The 22,162-nt window shown below is 70.7% G+C and carries 24 protein-coding genes; 8 read left to right on the top strand and 16 right to left on the bottom strand.

Annotated elements, in window-relative coordinates; genetic code table 11:
• From P0W64_RS19570 to hemL, 4 genes are all read right to left on the bottom strand, one after another.
• On the bottom strand, positions 1–759 hold a 759-nt coding region (locus P0W64_RS19570; RefSeq protein ID WP_275481853.1), incomplete at its 3' end, for a cytochrome c biogenesis CcdA family protein.
• Complete coding sequence (locus tag P0W64_RS19565) at positions 759–1,394, bottom strand: TlpA disulfide reductase family protein (protein WP_275481852.1); 636 nt, start codon at positions 1,392–1,394, stop codon at positions 759–761. The genes P0W64_RS19565 and P0W64_RS19570, both read right to left, overlap by 1 nt.
• The gene (locus P0W64_RS19560) at positions 1,395–2,000 is read right to left on the bottom strand and encodes a histidine phosphatase family protein (RefSeq protein ID WP_275481857.1); all 606 of its coding nucleotides are present in this window, start codon (positions 1,998–2,000) and stop codon (positions 1,395–1,397) included.
• A gap of 23 nt (positions 2,001–2,023) precedes the next feature.
• Positions 2,024–3,352, bottom strand: coding sequence for a glutamate-1-semialdehyde 2,1-aminomutase (hemL, locus tag P0W64_RS19555; protein WP_275481856.1), 1,329 nt, complete (start codon positions 3,350–3,352; stop codon positions 2,024–2,026).
• Between the two features lie 149 nt (positions 3,353–3,501).
• On the opposite strand from hemL, the gene P0W64_RS19550 reads away from it, so the two are divergent.
• From P0W64_RS19550 to P0W64_RS19540, 3 genes are all read left to right on the top strand, one after another.
• The gene (locus tag P0W64_RS19550) at positions 3,502–4,992 is read left to right on the top strand and encodes a wax ester/triacylglycerol synthase family O-acyltransferase (protein WP_275481851.1); all 1,491 of its coding nucleotides are present in this window, start codon (positions 3,502–3,504) and stop codon (positions 4,990–4,992) included.
• The gene (locus tag P0W64_RS19545) at positions 4,982–6,562 is read left to right on the top strand and encodes a carboxylesterase/lipase family protein (protein WP_275481850.1); all 1,581 of its coding nucleotides are present in this window, start codon (positions 4,982–4,984) and stop codon (positions 6,560–6,562) included. Before P0W64_RS19550 ends, P0W64_RS19545 begins: the two co-directional genes overlap by 11 nt.
• Before the next feature lie 340 nt (positions 6,563–6,902).
• Positions 6,903–7,919 (top strand): questin oxidase family protein, encoded by a 1,017-nt coding sequence (locus P0W64_RS19540; protein ID WP_275481849.1) that lies wholly within the window; start codon positions 6,903–6,905, stop codon positions 7,917–7,919.
• Positions 7,920–7,940: 21 nt separating this feature from the next.
• On the opposite strand, the gene P0W64_RS19535 is transcribed toward P0W64_RS19540, so the two are convergent.
• Positions 7,941–8,720, bottom strand: coding sequence for a GAF and ANTAR domain-containing protein (locus tag P0W64_RS19535; protein WP_275481848.1), 780 nt, complete (start codon positions 8,718–8,720; stop codon positions 7,941–7,943).
• Positions 8,721–8,936: 216 nt separating this feature from the next.
• A complete protein-coding gene (locus P0W64_RS19530; protein ID WP_275481847.1) occupies positions 8,937–9,590 on the bottom strand; it encodes a hypothetical protein in 654 nt (217 codons plus the stop codon).
• Positions 9,591–9,689: 99 nt separating this feature from the next.
• Between P0W64_RS19530 and P0W64_RS19525 the strand changes: the two genes are divergently transcribed.
• Positions 9,690–11,732: an acyl-CoA dehydrogenase gene (locus tag P0W64_RS19525; RefSeq protein WP_275481846.1), complete on the top strand. Its 2,043-nt coding sequence runs from the start codon at positions 9,690–9,692 to the stop codon at positions 11,730–11,732.
• A 13-nt stretch (positions 11,733–11,745) separates the two neighbouring features.
• Here P0W64_RS19525 and P0W64_RS19520 read toward each other — a convergent pair whose 3' ends face one another.
• The 4 genes from P0W64_RS19520 to P0W64_RS19505 are packed head-to-tail and all read right to left on the bottom strand — an operon-like array spanning position 11,746 to position 14,241.
• Complete coding sequence (locus P0W64_RS19520; protein WP_275481845.1) at positions 11,746–12,228, bottom strand: hypothetical protein; 483 nt, start codon at positions 12,226–12,228, stop codon at positions 11,746–11,748.
• Positions 12,229–12,280: 52 nt separating this feature from the next.
• Positions 12,281–12,928 carry a TetR/AcrR family transcriptional regulator gene (locus P0W64_RS19515; protein ID WP_275481844.1) on the bottom strand — a complete coding sequence of 216 codons (648 nt, stop codon included), beginning with the start codon at positions 12,926–12,928 and terminating at the stop codon, positions 12,281–12,283.
• A 12-nt stretch (positions 12,929–12,940) separates the two neighbouring features.
• The gene (locus tag P0W64_RS19510) at positions 12,941–13,411 is read right to left on the bottom strand and encodes a hypothetical protein (RefSeq protein WP_275481843.1); all 471 of its coding nucleotides are present in this window, start codon (positions 13,409–13,411) and stop codon (positions 12,941–12,943) included.
• The gene (locus P0W64_RS19505; protein ID WP_275481842.1) at positions 13,408–14,241 is read right to left on the bottom strand and encodes an SDR family NAD(P)-dependent oxidoreductase; all 834 of its coding nucleotides are present in this window, start codon (positions 14,239–14,241) and stop codon (positions 13,408–13,410) included. The genes P0W64_RS19510 and P0W64_RS19505 overlap by 4 nt, the downstream gene beginning before the upstream one ends.
• Before the next feature lie 91 nt (positions 14,242–14,332).
• Here P0W64_RS19505 and P0W64_RS19500 point away from each other — a divergent pair, with 91 nt between their 5' ends.
• The 3 genes from P0W64_RS19500 to P0W64_RS19490 all read left to right on the top strand — a co-directional run bounded on the left by P0W64_RS19500 (position 14,333) and on the right by P0W64_RS19490 (position 16,387).
• A complete protein-coding gene (locus P0W64_RS19500) occupies positions 14,333–14,704 on the top strand; it encodes a hypothetical protein (RefSeq protein ID WP_275481841.1) in 372 nt (123 codons plus the stop codon).
• Positions 14,701–15,654, top strand: a complete 954-nt coding sequence (locus tag P0W64_RS19495) for a fumarylacetoacetate hydrolase family protein (protein WP_275481840.1) — start codon at positions 14,701–14,703, stop codon at positions 15,652–15,654. The genes P0W64_RS19500 and P0W64_RS19495 overlap by 4 nt, the downstream gene beginning before the upstream one ends.
• 67 nt (positions 15,655–15,721) lie before the next feature.
• On the top strand, positions 15,722–16,387 hold the full coding sequence (locus P0W64_RS19490; protein ID WP_275481839.1) for a VOC family protein: 666 nt from the start codon (positions 15,722–15,724) through the stop codon (positions 16,385–16,387).
• Positions 16,388–16,422: 35 nt separating this feature from the next.
• Here the strand turns inward: P0W64_RS19490 and P0W64_RS19485 are convergent, their stop codons facing one another.
• On the bottom strand, positions 16,423–16,626 hold the full coding sequence (locus P0W64_RS19485; RefSeq protein WP_275481838.1) for a heavy-metal-associated domain-containing protein: 204 nt from the start codon (positions 16,624–16,626) through the stop codon (positions 16,423–16,425).
• Positions 16,627–16,708: 82 nt separating this feature from the next.
• Positions 16,709–17,806 carry a serine hydrolase domain-containing protein gene (locus P0W64_RS19480; RefSeq protein WP_275481837.1) on the bottom strand — a complete coding sequence of 366 codons (1,098 nt, stop codon included), beginning with the start codon at positions 17,804–17,806 and terminating at the stop codon, positions 16,709–16,711.
• Between the two features lie 33 nt (positions 17,807–17,839).
• Here P0W64_RS19480 and P0W64_RS19475 point away from each other — a divergent pair, with 33 nt between their 5' ends.
• Positions 17,840–18,307 (top strand): NUDIX domain-containing protein, encoded by a 468-nt coding sequence (locus tag P0W64_RS19475; protein ID WP_275481836.1) that lies wholly within the window; start codon positions 17,840–17,842, stop codon positions 18,305–18,307.
• A 32-nt stretch (positions 18,308–18,339) separates the two neighbouring features.
• On the opposite strand, the gene P0W64_RS19470 is transcribed toward P0W64_RS19475, so the two are convergent.
• From P0W64_RS19470 to P0W64_RS19455, 4 genes are read right to left on the bottom strand one after another with little or no spacing between them, the layout of a single operon-like run.
• Complete coding sequence (locus P0W64_RS19470; RefSeq protein WP_275481835.1) at positions 18,340–18,840, bottom strand: DUF3093 family protein; 501 nt, start codon at positions 18,838–18,840, stop codon at positions 18,340–18,342.
• A complete protein-coding gene (locus P0W64_RS19465) occupies positions 18,837–19,382 on the bottom strand; it encodes a hypothetical protein (RefSeq protein ID WP_275481834.1) in 546 nt (181 codons plus the stop codon). The genes P0W64_RS19470 and P0W64_RS19465 overlap by 4 nt, the downstream gene beginning before the upstream one ends.
• On the bottom strand, positions 19,379–20,392 hold the full coding sequence (gene hemB / locus P0W64_RS19460; RefSeq protein ID WP_275481833.1) for a porphobilinogen synthase: 1,014 nt from the start codon (positions 20,390–20,392) through the stop codon (positions 19,379–19,381). The genes P0W64_RS19465 and hemB overlap by 4 nt, the downstream gene beginning before the upstream one ends.
• Before the next feature lie 10 nt (positions 20,393–20,402).
• Positions 20,403–22,094 carry a bifunctional uroporphyrinogen-III C-methyltransferase/uroporphyrinogen-III synthase gene (locus P0W64_RS19455; protein ID WP_275481831.1) on the bottom strand — a complete coding sequence of 564 codons (1,692 nt, stop codon included), beginning with the start codon at positions 22,092–22,094 and terminating at the stop codon, positions 20,403–20,405.
• Positions 22,095–22,162 lie beyond the last annotated feature (68 nt).

Below are 22,162 nucleotides of genomic sequence, written 5' to 3'. Positions count from 1 at the left end.
GAATTCGTTGCGGATGTGCCCGACGAAGACGTCCCAGTAGCCGGTGACGAGTGCGATACCGACTCCGATCAGCAGGATCCCGCCGACGACCTGGATGCGGCGCGAGTTGCGGCGCAGCCACCCGACGGCGCGCAACGCCATGGTCGAGCCGAGCGCGAGCACCACGAACGGGATCCCGAGGCCCGCGCAGTAGGCGGCGATCAACGCGGTGCCGCGCGGGACATCGGCACCCGAGCCCGCAGCCACCGAGAGGATCCCCGCCAGCGTCGGGCCCGTGCACGGGGTCCAGCCCAGCGCGAAGACGCCGCCGAGCAGCGGCGCACCCGCGATGGTGGTCCACTGCCGGGGCCGGAACCGGGCGTCTCGCTGCAGCCACGGCACGAGTCCGACGAACGCCAGGCCCATGACGATGGTGATCACACCGCCGATGCGCTCCAGCATCTGCGCGTTCAGCCGGATGGAGGACGCGACGCCGAACACCGTCATCGTCATGAGCAGGAACACGACCGTGAAGCCGGCAACGAACAGCGCGGCCGCGCCGACGACGCGCCAGCGGCCGGAGCGGCGGATGGCGCCCGCCTGCGCCGCCGTTGCCGGCGGCGCCTCCGCGCCGACCAGGCCGGACAGATACGACAGGTAGCCGGGCACCAGGGGGACGATGCACGGCGACGCGAACGACACCAGACCCGCGAGCGCACACGCGGCTAGCGCGAGGAGCAGCGGGCCGGATGCGGCCGCGTTCTGGAAGGCCTCGCCCACTATGCGGTCCCCCCGTCCGGCTCCGCGGCCAGAGCGGTGACCTTCTGCTCCAGGTCCGCCTTGGACACCGTCGTCAGGTAGACGGCGGCGACGCGGTGCTTGCGGTCGAGCACGATCGTCGACGGCACGACCGTCGTCGGATAGTCCTTGCTGATCGCGAGCAGGGTACGGCCCGGCGGATCGTAGATCGACGGGTAGGTGATCTTGTGGTCACGGACGAAGTCCTGTGCGGGTTGGTCGCCACCGGTCTCGCGGAAGTCGATGCCGAGGAACGCCACCCCCTTGGCCCGCGTGGCCTGGTACGCGGCTTCGAGATCGTCGGCCTCGCCGCGGCACGGCCCGCACCACTGGCCCCAGACGTTGATGACGACGACCTTGCCCGAATAGTCGGCGACCGACACCGTCTTGTCCGGCTCCATCAGACTGCGGCCCGACACGGCACCGATCGTCCCTCGCTTACCGGGCGGGTCGTAGCTGAGCTTCGTCTTACCGCCCGGCGATACGAACTGGAAGGTGCCGCCCTGCTCGGCGACCGCGTCCTTACCGGTCGCGCACGCGCCGGTGCCGAGCAACGCTCCCACGGCTGCGGCGGCGGTCAGCGCGCGGGCGGTGCGCGCGAGTCGAGGCGTTCGCATCTAGGCCCCGGTCACCGTGGGATCGGAGGCCCCGGCGGGCTCGGAGTAGATCAGGTCCACGAGCGCGTCGCCCTCGTAGACCAGGCTGGTCAGCGAGGCCAGCGAGCACTGCCGCCGACGGGGGTCGTGCCACAGCCGCTTTCCCTCCAGGAACCGGCGCAGCGTGACGACCGGCAGTTGATGGCTGACGAGCACGGCCTCATGGCCGCGGGCCTTCTCCCGGGCGATGTCGACGACGCCGAGCATGCGGTGTGCGATCTGCAGGTAGGGCTCGCCCCAGGACGGCGTGAACGGGTCGCGCATCTTGGGCCAGTGCTTCGGGTCGCGCAGCGCACCGTCCCCCACCGACACACGTAGCCCCTCGAACCGGTTCCCGGCCTCGATCAGCTCCTCGTCGGTGATGATCGGCACACGGTGCGCCGCGGCGATCGGCGTCGCGGTCTCCTGTGCGCGCTGCAGCGGCGACGCGAACACGGCGACCACGTCGTGGTCGGCGAGCGCATCGGCGACGAGCTGCGCCTGCCCGCGGCCGCGCTCGGACAGGTGGAAACCCGGCAGGCGCCCGTAGAGGATCCCGTCTGGATTGTGCACCTCGCCGTGCCGCATGACGTGGACGATCGTCTGGTCGCTCACGCGGCCTCCTGTGCTTCGGCGGCGGCGCGGGCGGCTGCCGGTAGGGCGTCGGCGATGCGCGAGAAGGCGTCGTCGTCGAGGGCGGCCGACACGAACCACGCCTCGAACGCGCTGGGCGGCGGATAGACGCCGCGTTCGAGCAGGGCGTGGAAGAACGGCGCGAAGCGGAAGGTCTCGGCGGCCCTGGCCTCGGCGTAGTTCGTGACCGGTTGCTCGCTGAACACGGGCGTCACCAGGTTGCCCGCATATTGCACGTGGTGCGGGACTCCTGCATCGGTGAGCGCGCCGTCGATGAGGTCGCCCAGACGACGTGCATTGGCATCGAGGGTGGCGTACACGTCGTCGCTGGCGTGCCGCAGGGTCGTGAGGCCGGCGGCGACGGCGACCGGGTTCCCGGACAGCGTTCCCGCCTGGTAGACCGGCCCCGACGGCGCCAGGCGCGCCATGACGTCCGCACGCCCGCCGAAGGCCGCGGCCGGTAGCCCGCCCGACATGACCTTGCCGAAGGTGTAGAGGTCGCCCGCGACGGGGTCGAGCCCGTACCAGCCGGCACGACTCACGCGGAATCCCGTCATCACCTCGTCCATGATGAGAAGCGCGCCGCCTGAGGCGGTGATCTCGCGCAGCGCGGCATTGAAGCCGGGCTGCGGGGCCACCGCGCCCATGTTCCCGGCGGCGGCCTCGGTGATCACCGCGGCTATCTCGCCGGGGTGTGCCGCGAACGTCTCCCGCACCGCGTCGACGTCGTTGTATGGAAGCACCAGGGTGTCCGAGGCCTGTGCGCCCGTCACTCCGGGGCTGGTGGGAAGGCCCAGAGTGGCGACGCCCGAGCCCGCATCGGCCAGCAGGGCGTCGACGTGGCCGTGGTAGCAGCCCGCGAACTTCACGACCTTCGACCGGCCGGTGAACCCGCGCGCGAGACGGACCGCGCTCATGGTCGCCTCGGTACCGGAGTTGACCAGGCGGACCTGCTCGACGGGTGCGACCCGCTCGATGATGGCCTCGGCCAGAGCGATCTCGGCCTCGGTGGGTGCGCCGAAGCTGAGGCCCGTCGCCGCGGCGGCCTGCACGGCCTCGACGACGGCGGGATGCGCGTGCCCGAGGATCATCGGTCCCCACGAGCTGACGAGGTCGACGTAGCTGTTGCCGTCGGCGTCGGTGAGCGTGCAACCGCTGGCGGACGCGATGAACCGGGGCGTCCCCCCGACCGCCGAGAACGCGCGCACCGGAGAGTTCACACCCCCCGGCGTCGACCGGCTCGCGCGAGCGAACAGCTCGGCCGACGCGCGGACTTGTGCGGCCTGGCCGGCGGGGTGGGGATCGATCACGGTCTCCAGTGTCCCAAAACCATCGCGCCCGTCAACGACAGGGTGTAGTGGAGTGACCGGTTCCTCCGGCAGGGATCTCACAGGCGCGGCTCCGTGGGGACGCGCAGGTCCACTATCAGGCGGCCCGCGCGACGTATAACTGAGCAATGGACCGATTGAGCGGACTCGACGCCAGCTTCCTCTACCTCGAGTCCCGTTCGCAGCTGATGAACGTGTCCGGGATCATCGAACTGGATCCGGCCACTGTGGCCGGCGGCTACCGCTTCGAGGACCTACGCGCCGAGCTCGCACGCCGGATCCAGGCCATGCCGCAGTTCCGGCGGCGACTGCACTCGTCGGTCGTGAACCTCGACCACCCCGTGTGGGTCGAGGACACCGAGTTCGACATCGAGGCGCACGTGCACCGCGTCGCCGTGCCCGCGCCGGGCGGCGAGCGGGAGCTGGCGGAACTGTGCGCGCACATCTCCGGCCTGCCGCTCGACCGCGGGCGTCCCCTATGGGAGATGTGGGTGATGGAAGGGCTGGCACCACAGAACGGGGGCGGTGACGGCGTGGGGAACGACCGGATCGGCGTGCTGGTCCGGATGCACCACGCGGGCGTCGACGGTGTGACGGGCGCGGGACTGATGGCGCAGCTCTGCTCGCTCACACCCGAGCCACCGGAGCTCGACCCGGCCCTGATGCGGAAGAGCGCGGGCCGCGCACCCGTACTGGAGCTCGCCGCAGAGGGTGCGCTCAACGTGGTGAGGCGGCCCCTGTCGCTGGTGTCACTACTCCCCCGCACGGCTGCCGTCCCGCTGCGCTGGGTGCAGCGCGCCCGCCGGGGCGAGGCCATGCCCGCACCGTTCAGCGCGCCGCGGACGGTGTTCAACGCGACCATCGGCCCGCACCGGTCCATCGCGTTCGCGCAGGTGCCCCTCGCGGATGTCAAGCGCGTCAAGGACCACTTCGGGGTCAAACTCAACGACGTGGTGCTGGCCGCCGTCTCGGGCGCGCTGCGCGAGTACCTGGGGGCGCGGGACGAGCTGCCCGAGCAGTCTCTGGTGAGCATGATCCCGGTGTCGGTGCACGCGGCCGAGGAGATGGACGTCATGGTGTCCGGCACCAACAAGGTAACCGGTATGTTCCTGCGCCTGGCGACGGAGATCGGCGACCCGGCCGCGCGGCTCGAGGCGATCCGTGAGCGCGCCGCGACGGCGAAGGACCACCATAGCGAGATCGACTCCAACATCCTGCGGTCGTGGGCCCAGTTCGCCCCCGCGGCGATCCTGTCGACCGCCGCGAAGGTGTACGGCGACCGCAACCTCGCCTCCCTGCACCCCGCGATCTACAACCTCGTGGTCTCCAACGTGCCCGGCCCCGACTTCCCGCTCTACTTCCTGGGCGCGAGGATCGAGTCGATGTACCCGCTCGGTCCCGTCTTCCACGGCGCCGGGCTCAACGTGACGGTGTTCTCGTCCGACGGGAACCTCGGCATCGGGGTGATCGCGGACAAGAAGCAGGTACCCGATCCGTGGCCTATCGTGCAGGGATTCCAGGAGGAGATCGCCACGCTGCTGACAGGGATCGACCAGGAAACTCTCGAGAGTCGCACGGACGATGGACGTGTAGCGAAGGAGCCAGAAGATGGTGAGTGAACCCGGACCGATAGTCGAGACCGCTGAGGGCCCAGTCCAGGGCATCGTCACCGGCTCGACCCACAGCTGGCGCGGCATCCCGTTCGCGGCGCCACCCGTGGGCCCGCTGCGCTGGCGGGCGCCACAGCCCGTGGAGCCGTGGACGCAGGTGCGCCCGGCCGAGGAGTTCGGCCCTGCTGCACCGCAGGCCAAGAGCGCACTGCGCACCGGGATCCGCTCGTACCAGGAGATCGACGAGGACTGCCTGACCCTCAACGTCGTCGCGCCGCGCCGCCCCGGTGGCCCGCGTCCCGTCATGGTCTTCATCCACGGCGGCGCGTACATCCTGGGCAGCTCGGCACAGGCGATCTATCACGGCTTCTCCCTCGTCGAGCGCGGCGACGTCGTGTTCGTGTCGATCAACTACCGGCTCGGCGCGCTGGGCTACCTCGACCTGTCGGGATTCTCCACGGCGGATCGCCGGTTCGACTCGAATCTCGGTCTGCGCGACCAGGTCGCCGCGCTCGAGTGGGTCCAGCGCAACATCGCCGCCTTCGGCGGCGACCCGGACAACGTCACCGTCTTCGGCGAGAGCGCGGGCGGCAACGCCGTCACCACCCTGCTCGCGACGCCGGCCGCGGCCGGGCTGTTCCACCGCGCCGTCGCCGAGAGCTCGGCACCGACGATGACCGTGCCCCAGGAGCGTTCGCGCTCGTGGGCCGAGAAGTTCGTCGAGATCCTGCGCGAGAGCATGCGCGAGTCGGGTTCCACCGCACCGGGCTCGGTCGCGTCCGGCCCGGTGCCGGAGTTGCTCGACGCCGCGGCGCCCGCGCAGCTCGGCAGGGCCGGCCAGCGGCTCATGTCGAGCGCGGAACGGGAGGACGCGAGTGCGGTTCCCTTCGGGCCCACCGTCGACGGTGACTACCTCCCCCGGGACCCGGCCGAGACCATCGCCGCGGGCCGGGGACACAAGGTGCCGCTCATCATCGGCACGAATCGGGACGAAGGCACGATGTTCACCAAGCCCCCGGCGGGCAAACCGCCGTCGGACCGGGGCGTCGCCCGGATGCTGTCGGATTTCGACGATGTCGCGACCGAGCGGATCGTGGGCGGCTACAAGGACATGCCCGGCGACCGCGGCCGGATCCGGATCCTCGGGGACCTGCTCTTCTGGGCGCCGTCCCTGCGCATCGCGGAGGCGCACGCGCTGCACGCGCCGGTGTACTTCTACCGCTTCGATTTCGCGCCGAAGCCACTGCTGCTGAGCGGTTTCGGCGCAACGCACGCGACCGAGCTGCTGGCCGTGTTCGGCGTGTACCGCGGCCTGTTCGGCAGGACGGTGGCGGCACTGGGCGACCAGCGGGCCGCCATCGACATCACCGACCGTATGCAGTCGGACTGGATCTCCTTCGCGCGCACCGGCTCCCCCGCATCGCAGTGGCCGCGATACGACGCGGAGCGCCGCGCGACCCTGATCATCGACCGGCGCACGCGCGTCGAGTACGACCCCGATGCCGCACACCGTCGGGCCTGGCAGGGCGCGGACGCGTCCGAGCACCGCAGCGCCGACGCACCCGCGATCCAGGGGTGACGTTCGGCCCCGGAATCTCCGGTGGCCCAGCGGATCCCGGCCCGCGGTCCGTACGGAAGCCGCGGGCCGGGCCCTTGGATCGCCCGCGGCCGTCAGAGAGGGGACGATATGCCGCGGGCGAGGTCTGCGCTGGCCGGGAAACGCTCGGCGTGGACGTCGCGAGACCGAGCGACCACCGATCGTGGTGGTGAATGAAGGAATCGCACACCACGGCAGGCTGGTCACGAGGCACTCGCACCGCCCGCACCGTGGTCTCAGTGCGCGCTAGAGAAGATACCACGTGCAGGTGAGAGCCGCCTACCCTTGACCTGAACCATTCTCGAGGTTGTTGGCTGGCCACATGACCGACGACGAACTCGACGACGCCTACCGCCGGCTCCACCGCACCGGACCCGAATTCGAGGGATATCTCAGCAACCACGGTCCGATGGTGGCCGAATCCCTGGCCCGCCGGGGTCACGGCGACGACGTCGAGAGGTGGCTGGACACGTACCGCCGACGCCTGATGCCCGCCCCTGCCGCGGGTCGCGTGCCGGCCGACTGGCGGGACCTGCTCGGCGACCGGGCAGCGTTCCCCGAATGGCTCGCACTGTTCGACGCCGAGCTCCGGGAGAACCCGTGGCGGGATGTGCTCGGACGGTGGTGGCCCCGACTGCTCCCCGGGGTCGCAGCGGGTGCGACGCACGGGGTCATCCGCGTGGGACACGCCGTCCGCACGCTCCTCGCCGATGGCGAGTCGGCACCGCGCATCACGGAACTCGCCGACGCGCTCGGTTACTGGGCGGCGCGGTGGCACGAGGTTCCCGCTCTCGCAGCCCCCGCCGGGAGCCTCACTCCGGCACAGGCGCTCGGCGCTGTACCGCCGATCCCGGACCAGCGGGGCGGCGCCGGCGACCGGTTGGGACAGCTGGCACACCTGGCAGGTTGGCCCGAGGCGCAGCGAGCCCTCGCCCCGGCACCCGATCCGATGGCCGGGCTGCGCGCCGTCGTCATAGCCTCGGTGACTCGCTATTCCGAACGCGCGCACGGCAATCCGGTGATGCTGGTACACGCGTCGACCGCACCCAGCGCGATCCTTCGGGTCCTCCCCGCGCTCCCCGAGGGCATGTGGGGCGATGCTTTCGCGGCCGGCTGGTCCGCCAGCGCGGCGATCTACGCCGCGTACGGCCCGCCCGACGCGCGGCCGCACCGCCCCGCGGAGGCGACCGCCGATGACGCCTTCGCGCGCGCTGCGGCACACGGCGACGAGCACGTGATCAAACTGGCCGACACCGCCCTCGACGCGTACGCATGGACCGGCGACAGGGCGACCCTGGCCGCGATCGCCGTCGCGGCGGAGCGGATCCCGCCCGGCTGACGTCGGGCGCCCGGCCGCGTGTCAGGACCGCCGACGCTGGGCCGAGCCCTTCTCGACCACGAGCTCGGCGATCTCCACCAGCCGGGTGTTGCGCTCGCTCGACAGCTGCGTGAGCAGCTCGAACGCACGCACGGCGTCCACGTCGAAGCGCTCCATCAGCATGCCCTTGGCCTGCCCGATGATGTCGCGGCTCGCTAGCGCGGAGCGGAACTGCAGCTGGCGATCGTTGGCGATCATCGCAGTCGCCGCGTGTGTCGCAAGCATGCCGCCCACGGTCTCCTCCTCGTTCCCGAACGCGTCCGGGACGTCGGCGAACAGATTCAGCGCGGCGACGCGCTTGTCGAATGTGAACAGCCGGAAGGACAGCATGCTCTCCACGCCCTCCAGCACCGCGGCAGGCGCGAAGTGCGGCCACCGGGACTCGTCGCGCAGGCGCGGCGAGCGGGTCACCGAATCGGCCGTGGCCGCGTCCCAGCACGCCCCCTCCCGGAAGCGATTCTGCAGCTCGTCCAGGCGACGCGGGAGATCAGAGGTCGGAGCGAGGGACACGTAGGTCTCGGGCCCCTCGACGCTGAGGATCGACGCGGCCGTGACCACGGGGATGAGGTCGATGCACGCCTGGGTCACGCTCGCGAGGGTCTCCTCGACTCCGGGGGCGCGCGAGATGTCGCGGGCGATATCGGTCATCGAGCTGAGCAGCGTGTCGATGTCGACCCCCTGCGCGTCCGAGCCCTCGATCTTCACGCCCGCGGCATCCGTACCGTCCGCGCTCGCACCGTCCGCAATACCGACCTCGCCCACAGCGCCGCACCTTTCGTCCTGCGCCGGAGTCGGCGCCCTCTCAGAATAGAGCGACGTTCGGGGCGACGAGGACAGGTACCCACCGGACGGCGACCGGCACGACGTCGTCGGCGAACCGGCCCCGCCCCTGACCGCCGCAGAGCGACGGTGGCCGGAGGCCGCTTCCGATCATTCCCGAGATGTGCCCCGAGCGCTCGACGAGCGGCGCACAGGTCACTACGCCGGGCCGATCCGGTTCTGCCCCAACGTGTGTACGAACTGCGGACCGGTTACGGCGAGTTCGCGTTCGAAACGCTCCCGCCATCCCGAATACGGCGCATAGGCGAGGGACTCGTTCCGGAAGCGGTCGTCCTCGGAGACCTCCGTGACGCAGAAGTCCGGGATGGCGAGATCGGTGACCGGGCCGCCCCGCTCGACCTCGGCGACCACGAGCGGCGCGTCCGCGCCGAGGAATTCGTCGACGACCCACCCGTCGTCGCCGAGCCACATCGCGAACCGTCGCTTGGCGACCACGTGCTCACTGCGCCGGATGATCTGGCCCGCGACCAGCGGATCGATCTCGCGCTCCGCCTCGTAGCGCGTTCCGCCCGCCGCCGGGCCCTTCGCGCCCATCGTCGCGAGGTCCGCGGAATCCCCGATCGCGTCGATCAGGGCGGCGGGGTCCAGCTCGGCAGGCGTGATCGCGCCGACCGCGAGCGCGGCTGCGGGCGCCTGGATGCGGACGCGGACCGCGTAACCGTCGGACGCGAACAGGTAGGCCTGTACGAGCAACGCAGGTGTCGGGTCCTGCGCCGCGGCCGCCGGGACATCTTCCAGCACGAACTTCCGTTCGTACTCGAAGTCACCGAGATCTGCATACTCGTCGGACATCGTCGCTCCCAACTGTGCGTCCGACCAGCGTAGCGTCCTCCGCACCCCGTGCAGTGGAGCCGAGCCCGGATCCGGCGCATGCGCCGGTACGGTAGGCGCATGAGCGAAGAGACAGCGTCGTCGACCGCCGAGACCTCCACCGAGACGGAGCCCACCGGCGAGGAGTCCGGGCGCCGACACCCGCGCCCCGAACCCGGGCCGGAGCTCGCGGCATCGCTTCGCGGGGTCCTGGACGGGCGCTGGGCAGCGAAGCGGGACACCGTCCGCAATCAGATCCAGGAGCAGGCTCTCGTCCCCAAGGCGGGCCTCTCCCTCGACGAGTATCGGGCACTCATGCTCGATCAGATGAAAGCCATGGTGCCCCTTGGCTTCCCGGCGGATGGTTTCCGTACAGAGCATGGCGGCACCGGCGACGTCGGCGGGGCGATCACCGCCATCGAGACGCTCGGCTACGGCGACCTGTCGCTGATGGTCAAGGCCGGCGTCCAGTGGGGCCTGTTCGGCGGCGCGGTCGAGAATCTCGGCACCGCGCACCATCACGACCAGTACGTCCGCGGCCTGATCGACCTCGATGTCGTCGGCTGCTTCGCCATGACCGAGAGCGGCCACGGCTCCAACGTGCAGAACCTGGAGACGACCGCGACCTACATTCCGGAGTCGGGCGCGTTCGAGATCCACTCGCCCACGCCGTCGGCGCGCAAGGACTACATCGGTGGTGCCGGTCAGCACGCGCGCTGGGCCGCGGTGTTCGCGCAGCTGATCACCGCCGGTCCCGGCGAGGAGCCGGAATCACGCGGCGTGCACTGCTTCGTCGTGCCGATCCGTGACGAGAACGGTGAGGATCTGCCGGGCGTCACCACATCGGACTGCGGCTACAAGGGCGGCCTGCCGGGCGTCGACAACGGCCGCATCGTCTTCGACCACGTACGCATCCCGCGCGCCGAGCTGCTGAACCGTTACGGCGACGTCGCCGAGGACGGCACGTACACGAGCTCCATCGAGTCCGACAATCGGCGCTTCTTCACGATGCTGGGCACCCTGGTGCGCGGGCGCGTCACCGTCGGCGCCTCGGCCGGGGCTGCGGGCCGCCTGGGCCTGACCATCGCGGTGAAGTACGCGCTGCTCCGGCGCCAGTTCTCCGCGCCCGACGAGCCCGGCGAACAGCTGCTGCTGGACTACCGCACCCACCAGCGCCGGCTGCTACCCCTGGTCGCCCGCGCCTACGCGTTCGCGATCGCGCAGAACGAGCTCACCGCCGAGCTGCACGAGCTGCAGTCCGGCGACGGCGACACGGACCCCGACTACGCGCGCGAGATCGAGGGCAAGGCCGCCGCCATCAAGGCGGGCCACACCCGGCTGGCTTCGGACGCGATCTCCGAGGCTCGCGAGGCGTGCGGCGGCGCGGGGTACCTGTCCGAGAACCGACTCCCGCTGTTGCGCGGCGACATCGACGTGTTCACCACGTTCGAGGGCGACAACCTGGTGCTCACGCAGCTCGTCGCCAAGGAGCAGCTCACGGCGTACGCCGAGGACGTGCAGGGCCTGACCGCGGTCGGCTGGGTCCGGTTCGTGGCGTCGATGGCCCGCGACGTCGCGCTGGAGAAGACCGCGGCCCGGCAGGTGGTGCAGACGCTCCTCGACGATTCCGACGAGGACACCGAGCAGAGCGACCTCACGCACCCCGGTACCCAGCTGCGCCTGCTGCGGAACCGCGAGAACCACCTGCTCCGAACGGCGGCCGCCCGCATGCGGCGTGCCAAGGAGGAGGACGCGGACGCGCTGGAGGTCTTCACCGAGACGCAGGATCACCTGATCAAGGTGGGCGAGTCGCATATCGAGCGGATCGTGCTGGAGGCGATCGTCGATGCGATCACGGACGTCACCGACCGGCCCACCCGCGAGACGCTCAAGATGATGCGCAACCTGTACGTCTACTCGCTGCTCGAACGGGACCTGGGCTGGTACCTCATGCACCGGCACATCTCGGTGGAGCGCGCCAAGGCGGTGCGGCGTGGCGTCAACGAGCTGTGCGGCGCCGCCCGTCCGTTGGCCGAAACCCTGGTCGACGCGTTCGGGATCCCCGACACCGCACTCGACCTGCCGATGCTCCGTCCCGAGAACAGCGTGGCCGCACCGCAGTAGCGGCCCCGTCCGGTCAGTCGTCGATACGCGCGCGGACGTGAGCGACGGCGTCCGGCGGGAACAGCGCCGCGGGGAAGCCGAGGCGACCGCGGGGCCTCACCGTGAGGAAGACGAGGCGGCCACCGACCCGGATGCCGCTCAGGGATCGGTACGGCAGCACCGACCTGCCCAACGGCCCTCCGATCAGCATGGACTCCTCGCCGAACCCCGATACCCACTGCGCTCCCGGTCCCATGGAGGCGCGGAGGTTGCGATATACGAGGAAGTACGTGATCGCCACCGGGATCAGCGGCAGCAGGATCCCGATCAGCCAGACGTCCGGGCCAACGGCCACCGCACGGATCACGATGTACAGCAACCACACGACGGCGACGACTACCAACGCCGGGCGCCGGACCGTCGCCATGGTCGCGGTGAGCGCGATCCGTGCGGCGTCGCCGGGACCGGCGACCCACTCGTGCTGGACGGGCGGCGCGGCGGATTCGGGGTTGGTCATGCGCAACACCCTATCGGCGCGGGGTCTGACCGATCGGCGTGCGGCGGGTAGGTCAGGGTGGGCCGCCCGGGTCGACGATCATATCGAGAGCGTCGGGATCCGACACCACGACCGGGCCCATCGCATGCGCGGTCCTCAGCGTGCTGATCAAGGCGTCCGCGGCCAGCTGAACGACGGATTCGATGCTGGTATCGGCGTTGTCCAGCCGGTCGAGCATCAACTCGTCGAGCATCGCGACCCAACCCCGCATCGCGGCGCGGAGGACTGGAGAGGGCTCGCCCGTGACGCCGATCCGTTGCAGTATGCGCGTCGCGCCTCCCCAGCGGAGCTCATCGAGCCTCGACCGCATGTCGGGGTCCGCGCCCAAGGCTCCGCGCATGAGGGCGATGTAGCCGGTCCGGTGTTCGTCGATGTATGCGACATGGCGCCGCAGGGCGTTGTGCAGTTGTTCCTCGAGCGTATCGCCCGGAACGGGCTCGTCCTGACTGGCGTCGATCTCCGACCGGATGTCGTCCATGGCAGCCAGATAGAGGCCGCGCTTGTTGCCGAAATGGTGGGCGATCAGGCCGTAGGCGACCCCGGCGGTGTTGGCGATCTCGGTGGTGGTCACCTTGTCGTAGGAACGGGTGCCGAACAGGTCGCGCGCGGCGGCGATCAGGAGCCGACGGCGGTCGGGGGCGGCGTTCGACTTTGCGGACATGATGGGGCAACGCTAGTTCAGCGACTCCTCGTGCAGCCTCAGCAGGGCGGGAGTGGTGACGAATCGCTGCAGCCGGGATCGGGCCCCGTCGTGCTCGCGATCGATGAGGTGGGCCAGCCCGAGGGCGCCGAGCCCGAGCGCGAGGTCGCTGGCGATGACGGCACCACTGAGGACGCCGCGGCGCTCGCCGCGCAACGTGGCGACGCTGCGTACGCCTGCCATCGCCAGGCCGGCGATGGCCGTCGCCCGCAGGAACGTCGCGTCGCGGTCTCCGCGATAGACGCGGATCGCCCCGTAGGCATAGCCGGCGTTGGCGGTACCGGTCTCGCGGCGGAACCACGGATCGGCGACCAGTCCGAGCCTGGTGTCCAACCCCGGCGGAACGGCGAAATGCGCGACGAGCGCGGTTCCGACGTGTGCGAGCGCGGCGAGCGCGCCGGCGCGCTCGTGCCGGCGGGCGATGACGATGGGAAGTCGGTTCATGGTCGGTCTCCTGGGGATTCGTCGGATAGTGCGCCTAGGGTGTCGACCCGCCGACCGGCTATGTGGGCTACGAGCCGCCCGACCGCGGGGAGTTCGAGCGGCACACGCGAGTAACGCGGGTACACCAGGCGGCGGGTGTCGCTCTGCAGGGCGCGCAGGATCGCGGACGCCATCGCCTCGGCGGAGACCGGGGGAATCGTCCGCGGCGCGGCCCCGCGCCACGGCAGCCCGTCGACGTCCCGGAGCGCGGTGTCGGTGCCTCCCGGGGTCACCTCCAACACCCGGATCGTGGTGGCGGCGAGCTCCTCTCGCAGTGAGGTGGTCGCCTGCGCCAGAGCGGCTTTCGACGCTGCGTAGTAGCCCAGGAGCGGCAACGGCACTGCCTGCACCGTCGACGTGACGTTGACGATCGTGCCCGTGCCGCGACGACGCATCCCGGGGACCACGGCCGCGGTGAGCGCGAGCGGTGACCAGAGGTTGGTCTCGAACACGGCGCGGGCGGCGTCGTCGTCGGCGTAACGACTCAAGGCTCCGGTCAGATTCGCGCCGGCGTTGTTGACGAGCACATCGACCCCGTCGAGACGATCGAACACCTGATGGGCGAGCTGCGTGGCGGCGCCCCGCTGGGACAGGTCCGCAGTGAGAACAACGGGCTCGGCACCGCCCGCCGCGACGATCTCGGCCGCGGCCTCGTGCAGCAGACTCGTTCTGCGCGCCACCAGGGCGACGCGCGCGCCTGCTCCGGCCAGCCGGATCGCCAACGCCCGGCCGATGCCGCTCGACGCTCCGGTCACCAGGATGCGCTGGCCTGCGATCTGATTCCTACTCACACGTTCCTCTCTTCCGGACGCGTTGACGCCGTCGGGTACGAGACGTAGTCTTCCAACTGATTGATAATCAGTCAAGTGTTGAGGAGGTGCTATGACACGCGAGAACACCGTCACGATCGGACTCGGAGCGGGGGCACTGGCGATGGGACTGGGAGCGTTCGCTGGGCACTGGCTTGCGCCCCGTCGCGTCGCCGACTGGTACGGCTGGCCCGAGTCACGTTGGTACCAGCGGGAGATCGGGGCGTTCAACGCGGGTCTGGCCTTCGGTGTGGCCCGCTATGCCCTCGGTCGAAGAGAGCGCGCATTCGTGGAATCGTGGGCCGTCGCCGCCATTCTGCTCGCGGGGACCAGAGCAGCTGCGATGGGCGCGGGCGACCGCGCAGGAGCTCGAAATCTGGGAACGATCATCGAGGACGCGGTGCTCGGCATAGGCGCGCTGGTGGCGATCGGCGGCACGCCGTGATCCTGGGCCGGTACATCGCCGACGGCGTGGTCCACGTCGGCGCCAGACTCGATGCGGCCCATGTACTCGAACTCGACGGAGTGCTCGACCCGCCGCTACCGGCCGCCGAACCCGACCCTATGACCACCCTGATCAAGCAGTGGGCGATCGCGAGCCCTCGGGCGTCGGCGCTCGCCGCCTGTGCGCCCGAGAAGCTCGTCCGCCCGCTGGCAGACGTGCGGTTGATCGCGCCCCTGGCTCCGCCACGGATGCGGAACTTCAGCGTCTACGAGGGGCATGTCCGTGGCGCCTTCGAGGCCGGTGTCGAGGTACGCGCCGGCAAGATCGTCGCGGGGGCACTACGCCGGACCGGCATACTCCGGCCGCCCCGGCACTGGTACCGCCGTCCCGCCTACTACAAGGGGAACCACCTCTCCGTCATCGGCCCCTACGACGACGTCTCGGCGCCGGCCTACACGCGGCAACTGGACTACGAGTTGGAACTCGCAGTCGTCATCGGCGCCGCGGGACGTGACATCGAGGAGTCGGACGCGCCGGGGCACGTATTCGGTTACACGCTCCTCGACGACCTGTCCGCACGCGACGTCCTGGTCGGCGAGCTGTTCTCCGGCATGGGCCCGGCGAAGGGCAAGGACTTCGACACCGGCAACGTCCTGGGGCCGTGGCTCGCGACTCGCGACGAGGTCCCCGATCCGCGTGCGCTGACCGGCGAGGTCCGCGTCAACTCCCGGCTGCGCGCGACGTGCACCACGTCGGACATGCGGCACGGCGTCCCGGCCATGGTGGCAGAGGCCTCCCGCGGCGAGTCCCTCGCGGTCGGAGAGGTACTCGGCACCGGATGCTGTACCGGCGGTTCCGGCCTCGAGCAGCTCAGATTCCTCCGGAGGGGCGATCTGGTCGAACTCACCCTCGGGCCCTTCGGCACCCAACGAAACCGGGTCGTCTGCTGACCGGACCGCGTCGGCATGCCTCGTCCGGCGCACCACCATCTCGGAACCCACGACGCAAGGACTGCGCATGAAACGGAACACAGCCGCACCCATGATCAGAGTCAGCTCCGAGGACCTCGCACGGGAGCCTCACCCGCACGCACCGTCGAAGCTGGCACACGTCGTCATGAAGACGCCGCGCAGGCGAGAGATGGCCGAGTGGTACACCACCGTGCTGGACGGCACGGTCACCTTCGAGGACAGGATGATCACGTTCATCACCTACGACCACGAGCATCACCGGATCGCGCTCATCGGGACGCCGTGGCTACTGCGGATTCCGGGGATCGTCTGGAGCAGGCACCGGAAGTTCTGGGGTGTCGACCACATCGCATTCACCTACGAGAGCCTCGACAAGCTGGTCACCAACTACCGAAGGCTGGCCGACCTGGGGATCGAACCCGTGTGGACGATCAACCACGGACCGACGACCTCGATGTACTACGAGGACCCCGACGGCCACCGGCTCGAGCTCCAGGTCGACAACTTCGCCACCAACGAGGAGCTGCTGGCCTGGTTGGACAGCGGCGAATTCGAGGCCGACCCGATCGGTGTGGACTTCGATCCCGACGTGCTCGAGGCCCGGATCGCCCAGGGGGTCCCCCGGCGCGAACTGGTCAAGCGCGGCTCGGCCGTGCCCGCAGGTGCACGCCCGAGAGCAGGTCTCCGAACGATCACCTGGAAGACGCTGTGAGGATCAGCCGACGACGCCGGACCACCGATCCGGGCTCAAGCCAGGGCGTAACCGGCCTCGTCGACGGCGGCGGCGACGGCATCGCGCTGCAGCGCGGCATCGCTGGTCACGGTGACCGCGCCCGTATCGACGTTCACGTCCACCTCGGTCACCCCGGCGATCTCGGAGATCTCCTCGCGCACCGACGCAGCGCAGTGAGCGCACGTCATGCCCGTCACCGTGTAGGTCTCGACTGCCATCTCCACACTCCTGCCTAGAAGACGATCGGGTTCCATCCTGCCCGCAACGCCGCCCAGCATACCCCCGTGGGGTAATCGACGCTCACGCGGAGGCCGCGTAGGTGAGGAACTCGCCGATCGCCGAGTAGTCGTCGGGGCCGCGCAGCTGCAACTGGCTGAGCCACACCGCGATCCGGCCATTCGGGTAGAGGTAGAAGGCCGTCCCCGAGCCGCCGATCCAGCCGTACCGCCCCGGCACCTGCCACGGCCGGCCGGCCGCCACGTCGACGCCGCCGCCGTATCCCCACCCGGCCCCGTCCATGAAGACGTTGCCCGGTTGCGGCGGCACGTGCGCCGTCGTCATCGCCCGCACCGACTCCTCCGTCAACACATCTGCGCCGCGGCTGCGCAGCATCCGCCCGAATCGCAGCAGGTCGTCCACGGTCGACACCAGTCCCCCGGCACCCGACTCGAACGCGGGTGGGCGCGTGTAGGCGCCCGCGGGCGGATCGAGGACGCACAGGCCGTCGGGGCCGGCCGCCACCTCGTCACCGAGGCGTCCCGATGCGGTCCAGAAGCCGGAATCGGCCATCCCCAGCGGCTCGAACAGCGTCTCGGCCAGCACCTCACCCAGCGTGGTGCCCGCCGCCCTCGCCAGCACGATTCCCAGCAACTCGTAGCCGGTGTTGTAGCTCCACCCCGCACCCGGCTGGTGCACGAGAGGCACCTGGTCCAGGAGCGCCACCCACTCGTCGGTCGGGGGCATCGAGTCGGGGTCGGGCGGGCCCTGGTGCAGCCGTTCCCTGAGCAGTTCCATGACGGGCGCTCCGAAGTCGGAGACGAAGCCCATGCCGGACGACGACTCCAGCAGGTGCCGCACCGTGATCGGCCGCGCGAGCGGCACGGTGTCGTCCAGCGGCCCGGCCGGGTCCCGCAACACGCGAACGGACCCCAGCGGGGGCAACCACCGCGCCACATCGTCGTCGAGCCCGACGGTGCCCCGCTGCACCAGCACGAGGGCCGCCGCGGCGAGGACGGGCTTGGTGACAGATGCGATCCGGAAGACGGTGTCGCGGGTCATCGGGGCGCCGTCGAGGGTGGCCCGGCCGACGACGGCGAGCTCACCTCCGCCGGGATCGTCGATCGCCGCCACCACGCCGGGCGCGGCCGCCCGCTCCACCAGCTCGGTCAGTCCCGCCATGCCCGCTCCCGTCGCCGTGCGTACGGTGCAAGCATGCCCATCCCCGAATACATCCGCACCATCCGCAGGAAGATCGGCACCGACCTGCTGTGGCTTCCCGGAGTCGCCGCAGTCGTCGTGGACGACGAAGGCCGGGTACTCCTCGGGAAGCGTTCGGACTTCGGACACTGGGCCAGCCCCGCCGGGGTGCTCGAACCCGGCGAGCAGCCCGCGGACGCGATCCTGCGCGAGATCACCGAGGAGACGGGCGTGACGGCACGCATCGTCGACCTGGTCTCGGTGCGCACGGACGATGTGGTCACCTACCCCAACGGCGATGTGTCCCAGTATCTCTCGATCCTGTTCCTGTGCCGCTACGTCTCCGGCGAGGCGCGCGTCGCAGACGACGAGTCCACCGAGGTCGCGTGGTTCGACGCCGGCGACCTGCCGCCGATGCCCCCGCACCAGCAGGAGCGGATCACCCGCGCCCTCGGCCCGCGGCGTGATGTCTGGCTCCCCTGAAGTACCGGCTCCCCGGCACGGCGGGCCTCCGGCTACGCCGACACCAGGGGTGCGAGGGCCTCGCGGAGGGCGTAGTCGTTCTTCGCCCAGGCCTGCACGGTCTCTCCGCCCTGGAGGCGCAGGCCGATCGGATAACGCCGACGGGGTACCCGGGGCAGCTGGCCGAGAGTGCGCGCGCGAGTCCAGGCAGGCGCATCGGGGGCGGGGGCGCCCTTGCGGCGCTTGACGTCGTCCGGCGCATAGCCGGGCAGGATCTCGTCGATCGCCCCGACGGCGACGGTCTCGTTACCGCACCGCAGGGAGTCGCGATCGAGCCGGACGCTGATGTGCGTGCGCCCGGCGTAGACCTGCATGGCGATGAACAGATCCGCGAGCACCGCCAGGCCCAGCCACAGCGGCCAGTGCACGGTCACGCCGTTCACGTACTCGGTGACCAGCATGACGATCGCCAGGACGGGAGCGATCACGAGCCAGAGGCGCGAGACGCCGTGCTCTTCGTACAGCACCGGGGACGGCGCGGAGGACTCGGTCACCGTCGGGACCGCCCCGGGAACAGGAACGCCGTGGAGTCGGCGGTGTGCATCATCATCAGCGCGCCGAGTGCGGCCACGCCGCCCAGAATCGCCGGCACCGCGACGTAGGGCTCGTGCGACGACACCAGGGTCAGCAGCGCGACCGCGAGCACCAGGGCGCCGGCGAAGTCGAGGATCGGCCGCGCCCACCCCTTGCCCTTCGCGAGCAGCAGCACCAGTGCCCCGCCGACCACCACGCCGAACCCGATCATCGCGGCCCACACGACGTACGCCATGGTGCGGAACTGCTCGAAGTCGAACGCGACACCCTGCGCGCGGGCGTCCTTCATCTGCTGCGAGCTCTCGAATTCGTGATATGCCGACCTCAGGTTGTCGTCCGCGGTCAGCAGGATCTGCGCCGCGAGCGACGCCGCCATCGCGACGATCACGAAGATCCAGATACGCACGGAGAGCACGAGATCCGCAGGGCGCTCAGGGCGTTCCGGCCCCTCCGGCGGTGCCGGCGGGCCGGGCGGCCTGGGCCCGAAGGGCAGCTGCGTCATCGGGTCCCCGCAGCCGAATCGTGTCCCGGCGGCGAGAGCCGACGCGCCACCTCGGTGGCCCAATAGGTGAGCACGATGTCGGCGCCGGCGCGGCGGATGGAGGTCAACGACTCCATGATGGCGGCATCGCGGTCGATCCAGCCGTTCTGCGCGGCGGCGGTGATCATCGCGTACTCGCCCGAGATCTGGTACGCCGCGACCGGTACCGGGGACGCGGCGGCCACGTCGGCCAACACGTCGAGGTAGCTCATCGCGGGCTTGACCATCACCAGGTCGGCCCCCTCTGCCAGGTCGAGACCCAGCTCGCGCAGCGCCTCACGACGGTTCGCGGGGTCCTGCTGGTAGGTGCGGCGATCGCCCTTCAGCGACGAGCCGACGGCCTCCCGGAAGGGCCCGTAGAACGCCGACGAGTACTTCGCGGTGTACGCCAGGATCGAGACGTCGGTACGCCCGGCGACGTCGAGGGCCGAGCGGATGGCTCCGATCTGGCCGTCCATCATCCCGGAGGGGCCCAGCATGTGGGCCCCCGCCTCAGCCTGCGCGAGTGACATCGCGACATATCGCTCCAGCGTGGCGTCGTTATCGACGATGCCGGAGTCGGTGAGCACGCCGCAGTGCCCGTGCGAGGTGAACTCGTCGAGGCACGTGTCGGCCATGATCACGACCTGGTCGCCGAGGTCCGAGCGCAGGGCCGCAAGGCCCCGGTTCAGGATCCCACCGGGCTCGGATGCGGCCGTGCCCTCGGGATCCTTGTCGGCCTCGTCTGGCACGCCGAACAGCATCAGGCCGCCCACGCCGGCCCGCACGGCCTCGTCGGCGGCGGCCCTCAGGGAGTCGAGGCTGTGCTGCACCACCCCCGGCATCGAGCCGATCGGCACCGGTTCTTCCACCTTGTCCCGCACGAACATCGGCAACACCAACTGCCGTGGCTCGAGCGAGGTCTCGGCGACGAGGCGGCGCACGGCCGGCGTCGTGCGCAAGCGACGGGGCCGGATGGCGGGGTACGTCATCGACCCCGCCCTACGACCGCGACCGACGGGGCTTCTTCCGCGGCGGAGGCAGCGCGCCCTCGGCGCGGAGCCGGGACGCGTGCGCAGCGAGGGACTCGACGAGATCCTCGATCGACGCGGTCTCGGGCTGCACGTCCACACGCAGGCCGAACTCGTCGGCGGTCTCGGCGGTCTTGGGGCCGATGCAGGCGACGATCGTGCGCGCGTGCGGCTTCCCCGCGATGCCCACGAGGTTGCGCACCGTGGAGCTCGAAGTGAAGCACACCGCGTCGAACTCGCCCGTCTTGATCATCTCGCGGGTCGCGGCGGGCGGCGGCGCGGCGCGGACGGTGCGGTACGCGGTCACGTCGTCGATCTCCCAGCCGCGGTCGCGCAGGCCCTCCGCAAGGGTCTCCGTCGCGATGTCGGCCCGCGGCAGTAGCACGCGGTTCACCGGGTCGAAGACGTCGTCGAACGGCGGGAAATCGTCGAGCAGGCCGAGCGACGACTGCTCGCCGCTGGGCACCAGCTCCGGCTCGATACCGAAACCGCGCACCTTGTCGGCCGTCGACTGGCCGACGCAGGCGATCTTCACGCCCGAGAACGCACGAGCGTCGAGGCCGAACTCGGTGAACTTCTCCCACACGGCGCGCACGGCGTTGGTGGAGGTGAAGACCACCCACTGGTAGCGGCCGTCGACGAGGCCCTTGACCGCGCGCTCCATCTGCGCGGGGCTTCGCGGCGGCTCGACCGCGATGGTCGGGACCTCCATCGGGATGGCGCCATGGCCGCGCAGGCGCTCCGACATATCGGCGGCCTGCTCCTTGGTCCGCGGCACGAGCACGGTCCAGCCGTACAGCGCGCGCGACTCCCACCAGGACAGCTTGCCGCGCTGGTTCACCACCTTGCCGATGGTGACGACGAGCGGGCCGGGCAACGCGGCGCCCGTCTCGTCGAGGGTCCCCAGCGTGCACTCCAGGGTGCGCTGCTTACAGGTCGACCCGGAGACGGTGACAGCGGCCGGGGTGTTCGCGGACAGCCCCTGCGCGATGAGCGCTGCGGACGTGTCCGCGAGGTGCTCGGCCGTCGCCGACAACACCAGCGGCGCGGGCGCCGAGGCGAGGGACGCCCAGTCGACCTCGCCGCGGACGTCCGCCTCGGTGTGCGCGCCGCCGAGCGGCATGCCCGCGTAGGTCGGCACGGCGGCCAACGAGGACAGGCCGGGAACGATCTCGAAGACGATCTGTGTGCGGGCGACTGCTGCGATCTCCGCGTGCACCGCGGGTGACGCGAGCGGGTCGCCGGCGACGAGGCGCACCACGTCGTGGCCGTGCCGCGCCTGGCCGAGGAGTGCCTTGGCGACCTCGCCGGGCTCGCCCAGCGCCGGTACGACGCGCGCGGGGTTGACGAGGGCCGGGCCCTTCTGCGCGGACTTGCTCTTGGCGCCCTGCGCCGTGCCGTCGTCAGGCTGGTCGGCGGCGGGTTCGGGTTCCAGCGCCGTCCCTACCAGATCGAGCACTCCGGACGGAACGTCCGGGTCCGTGTAGACGGTGCGGGCGCCCACGATAGTCTGCTGAGCGCGGAGGGTGAGCAGTCCCGGATCACCCGGCCCCGAGCCGATGAAGGTGATGCGTCCCGGCGTCACCGCGCGGCCCCGGGCCGACGCTGACTTGCGGGTGGACTGACCGGTGGCTTCGGTCGGTGCGGACTGTGCAGTGCTCATGTACTAGCTCTCTGTTGTCCCCGGTGTGCGGCCCCGGCTCGCGCCGGGCTTTCTCGGGTCTCCCGGCG

Origin of the sequence: Tsukamurella sp. 8F, assembly GCF_029167375.1 — a bacterium.
Lineage (GTDB): Bacteria > Actinomycetota > Actinomycetes > Mycobacteriales > Mycobacteriaceae > Tsukamurella.
Note: the sequence above shows the minus strand (reverse complement) of the source record. Positions and strands in the feature narration are given on the sequence as shown.